Annotated in this window: 2 protein-coding genes and 1 pseudogene; 1 reads left to right on the top strand and 2 read right to left on the bottom strand. The window is 72.3% G+C overall.

The window, feature by feature from the left end; genetic code table 11:
• On the top strand, positions 1-2,262 hold a 2,262-nt coding region (gene glgB, locus D8M35_RS15640), incomplete at its 5' end, for a 1,4-alpha-glucan branching protein GlgB (protein ID WP_238638275.1).
• Positions 2,263-2,521: 259 nt separating this feature from the next.
• Here the strand turns inward: glgB and D8M35_RS15635 are convergent.
• Both D8M35_RS15635 and D8M35_RS16705 read right to left on the bottom strand, forming a co-directional pair.
• Complete coding sequence (locus D8M35_RS15635) at positions 2,522-3,544, bottom strand: tetratricopeptide repeat protein (RefSeq protein WP_126892650.1); 1,023 nt, start codon at positions 3,542-3,544, stop codon at positions 2,522-2,524.
• A pseudogene (locus tag D8M35_RS16705) lies at positions 3,541-4,557 on the bottom strand (hypothetical protein); the annotation flags it as partial. The gene D8M35_RS15635 and the pseudogene D8M35_RS16705, both read right to left, overlap by 4 nt.

Raw genomic sequence — 4,557 nt, 5'->3', positions numbered from 1 at the left:
CTCGTCGCAGCGCCGGAGCCCGGCGCTCCGGCCGACGGCACCCCGGTCGACGGCGCCCCGGCTGACGACGCTCCGGCGTCAGGAGCCGGACCCCGACCGGCACCGGTCGAGGACTGGCTCCGACAGCAGGTCTCCGAGGGCCGCTGGTCGCAGCCGCACGACGTGCTCGGCCCGCACCCGGTCGACGGCGGGACGAGCGTGCGGGTGGTCCGCCACCTCGCCACCGCCGTCCGCATCGTCCGACCCGATGGCGACGACGTCGAGCTCACCCACGAGGGCGACGGCCTGTGGGCGGGCGCCACGACCGGCACGCTCGGTCGCTACCGCGTCGAGGCCGACTACGACCTCGACGAGTCCACCGACGCCGACGACGCGACCTGGACCACGGACGACGCCTACCGCTTCGCGCCGACGATCGGCGAGCTCGACCTCCACCTGTTCGGCGAGGGTCGCGACGAGCAGCTCTGGCAGCACCTCGGCGCCCACGTCCGCACGGTCGACGGTGTCGACGGTGTCGCCTTCACCGTCTGGGCACCGCGTGCCACCGCCGTCCGCGTGATCGGCGACTTCGAGGGCTGGGAGGGTCGCACCACGGCGATGCGCCGGCTGAACGACCTCGGCGTGTGGGAGCTCTTCTGGCCCGGCGCCCTCGTCGGCCAGCGGTACAAGTTCCAGATCCTCACCGACTCGGGCTGGGTCGAGCGGGCGGACCCGTTCGCGCGTCGCACCGAGGTCCCGCCGGCGACCGCGTCCGTGATCACGGCCTCCGACCACTCCTGGTCGGAGGGTGACACCGAGTGGATGGAGCGTCGGGCGCAGACGACGTCCCACGACGCACCGATGAGCGTGTACGAGGTGCACCTCGGGTCGTGGCGCCCCGGGCTCTCCTACCGCGAGGCCGCCGACCAGCTCATCGGCCACGTGCAGCACCTCGGGTTCACCCACGTCGAGTTCCTGCCGCTCGCCGAGCACCCGTTCGGCGGTTCGTGGGGCTACCAGGTCACCGGGTACTACTCCCCGACCGCCCGCTTCGGCACGCCGGACGACCTGCGGTACCTGATCGACCGTCTGCACTCCGCCGGCATCGGCGTGATCATGGACTGGGTGCCCGGCCACTTCCCGAAGGACGAGTGGGCGCTCGCGAAGTTCGACGGCTACGCCCTCTTCGAGCACCCGGACCCGCGCCGCGGCGAACAGCTCGACTGGGGCACCTACGTGTTCGACTTCGGACACCCGCAGGTCCGCAACTTCCTGGTGGCGAACGCGCTGTACTGGATGGAGGAGTTCCACATCGACGGCCTGCGGGTCGACGCTGTCGCCTCGATGCTGTACCTCGACTACTCCCGCACCGAGTGGCTCCCGAACGTCCACGGCGGTCGCGAGAACCTCGAGGCGATCTCGTTCCTCCAGGAGACCAACGCCACGGCGTACAAGCGCTACCCCGGCATCGTGATGATCGCCGAGGAGAGCACCTCGTGGCCGGGCGTCACCCAGCCGACGAGCGCCGGCGGCCTCGGGTTCGGCCAGAAGTGGAACATGGGGTGGATGCACGACTCGCTGCAGTACGTCGAGCGTGACCCCGCGTACCGCGCGTACCACCACGACGAGATCACGTTCTCGCTGGTCTACGCCTTCAGCGAGCAGTTCACCCTGCCGATCAGCCACGACGAGGTCGTGCACGGCAAGGGTTCGCTCTACGGCAAGATGCCCGGCGACGAGTGGCAGAAGCTCGCGAACGTGCGGGCGTACCTCGCCTTCATGTGGGCGCACCCCGGCAAGCAGCTGCTGTTCATGGGCCAGGAGTTCGCCCAGCCGTCCGAGTGGGCCGAGGCCCGTGGGCTCGACTGGTGGCTGCTCGACGACCCCGGTCACCTCGGTGTGCAGGACCTCGTCGCGGCGCTCAACCGCGTCTACAAGGACACGCCGGCACTGTGGCGGCACGACTCCTCGCCCGAGGGCTTCGAGTGGATCGAGGGCGGCGACGCCCCGCACTCCACGCTCGGCTTCCTGCGCAAGGACGGTGACGACCGCCTCGCGGTCTTCGTGAACTTCTCCGGCGTCCCCGTCGAGCGCCGTTTCGGGCTGCCCGCAGCGGGCACCTGGCACGAGGTGCTCAACACCGACGCCGCCGAGTACGGCGGCTCCGGTGTGGGCAACATGGGCTCGGTGACGGCGGAGGAGACGCCGTGGGCCGGCCGTCCGGCGTCGGCGCACCTGGTGGTGCCGCCGCTCGGTGCGGTCTGGCTGCGGCTGGCCGACTGACACGACCACGGGACGCGGCCGGGAGCGGGCGCGACCACGAGACGGACGGGAGGCCCGGTGCCAGCTGGCACCGGGCCTCCCGTCCGTCGTCCGCCCGGCTGGGCCGTGGGTGCCGACACCCCCGCGAGACGCCCGTTTCCGCACGAGACGCCCCCGGAGCACGCGGAACGCCCCCGTTCCCGGGGGCGTCTCGCGGTTCCTGGGGCGTCTCGCGGTGACGCCGGCGTCTCGTACCGGTCCCGGACGAGCGCCGTGAGCGTCAGTACAGCGCGCTCGCCAGCCGGCGCCGTGCTGCGACCACGCGAGGGTCGTCGACCCCGATGAGTTCGAAGTACTCGACGAGCCGGACACGCAGCGCCTCGCGCTCCGCGCCGAACACCGTCGGCACCAGGTCGAGCAGTCGGCCGAAGGCGTCCTCGACGTGCCCGCCGCTGACGTCCAGGTCGGCGACGGCCATCTGCGCCTCGACGTCCTGCGGCGCGGCGGCTGCGGCGCTCCGCAGCTCGTCGGCGGTGCGGCCGTTCAGCCGGTCGAGCAGGGAGACCTGCGCGAGCCCGGCGACGGCCATCTGGTCGTTCGGGTCCTGCGCGATCGCGGTCTTGTACTCCTGCACGGCCGCGGCGTAGTCACCGCGCTCGATCGCGTCGTACGCGGCCTGGTGGTGCGGGGGCAGCGGTTCCGGCTCGGGCTCGCCCTGGGGCTCCGCCGAGGCGGCACCGTCGACCGTGACCCGGCCGGTCACGCCGTTCTGCTCGGCGGCGGCGACGACCTGCTCGAAGACGTCACGCACCTGCGCCTCGGGCAGGGCGCCGACGAAGAGGCCGAGCGGACGCCCACCGATGACCGCTGCGACGGTCGGGATCGACTGCGCCTGGAACGCCTGCACGAGCTGCGGGTTCGTGTCCGCGTCCACCTTGGCCAGCACGACGCGGCCGTCGTACTCCGCGGTGAGCTGCTCGAGGATCGGCGACAGCTGCTTGCACGGCCCGCACCACTCGGCCCAGATGTCGACGATCACCGGGACGACCGACGACAGCTGCAGGACGTCCTGGAACGTCTGGTCGGTGACGTCGATGACGAGCGACGGGACGGTCAGGTCGCCCTCGGGACCGGCGCCGCCAGCCGGGGCGCCGCCTCGGACGGCAGCCGGGGCTGCGGCGGCAGCACCCTGGGCCCCGGCGGGAGCGCCACCGGGCTGCGTCGGCCGCTGCGCACGGTCGACGAGGGACGACAGGTCGACGGCTCCGCGGAGACCGGACGGGGTCGGGGGGACGTTGGTCATTGCACCTCACTCGCTGCGGTCAGGCCCTGCGTGAACCCGAGCAGGACCACCTTCTCATCACTGCCGACCGGCGGCACGGAGAACAGCAGCTGGACGCTGTACGTCGCACTGATCCCCTTCGTGCTCGAGTCGACGCCGGAGAGGGCCTTGACCGCCCCCTCGGTGTTCACCTCGGCGCCCGCCGCGGTCGGTGTCACCTTCTCGACCTCGTCGAGCGACGCCGACACGAGTGCACCCGCACCGTCCGTCGCGATCGCGACGGGGCTGGCGTCGGGCACCTCGGACGAGTACTCGATCTTCGCGGTGTCCGGCAGCGACTCGGCCTTCTTGTCCTTGTAGGCCTTGCCGATGGTCGAGCGGAGCCCGTCCCCGTCGGAGGCGAAGAGCGAGGCCGATCCACTCTCGGAGTCCTTCGCCAGGACGTCGCCGTAGGCCGCGGCGATGTCGTCCGGAGCGATGCGCAGGAGCTTGGTGTCGCCGGCGAGCCGTGCCGCACCGAGCGACGTCGGGGCCAGGCTCGGGATCTCCGCTGCTGCCTCGAGCGACACGTCGTAGGCGACCTTGTAGTCGTCGCGGGCGCTCTCCTGCACCAGGGTGAGGGCCTGCGGTGCGGTCTTGGCGGAGCAGTCCTCGGCCACGACGGTGAAGATCGTGCGCGGCCAGGTGTCGGTCTGCTGCGGGAGGGCCACGCAGACCTGGCCGGCGGAGATCGCCGGCGGCGCGCCCACGTCGGCGTCCTTCTCGCGGATCGCGTAGTTGGCCTTGCGGAAGTCGAGCGCCGCCCCGGTGAAGCGGGACTCGAGCAGCGACGTGTCCCGGTCGGCGTCGGCCTTCGTGGCGACGTCGGCGACCCGCTCGACGATGCGGCGGATCTGCTGCTCGGTCGCGGCGGTCGGCTCGTCCGCGTCCGCGGTCCCGGTCGCCGAGGCGGTGGGGGTCGGGGTGGCACCGGAGCCCCCGCCCTGCGGCCAGTAGTCCGACGAGCACCCGGCCAGGCCGAGCGCACCGACGAA

Origin of the sequence: Curtobacterium sp. HSID17257 (assembly GCF_003989515.1) — a bacterium.
In the GTDB taxonomy this organism is placed as follows: domain Bacteria; phylum Actinomycetota; class Actinomycetes; order Actinomycetales; family Microbacteriaceae; genus Curtobacterium.
This window is presented reverse-complemented; position numbering and strand designations above follow the sequence as displayed.

Excerpts from the sequence above, each read along its gene's own strand:
- D8M35_RS15635 (WP_126892650.1), bottom strand. The coding sequence starts at position 3,544 with ATGACCAACGTCCCCCCGACCCCGTCCGGTCTCCGCGGAGCCGTCGAC.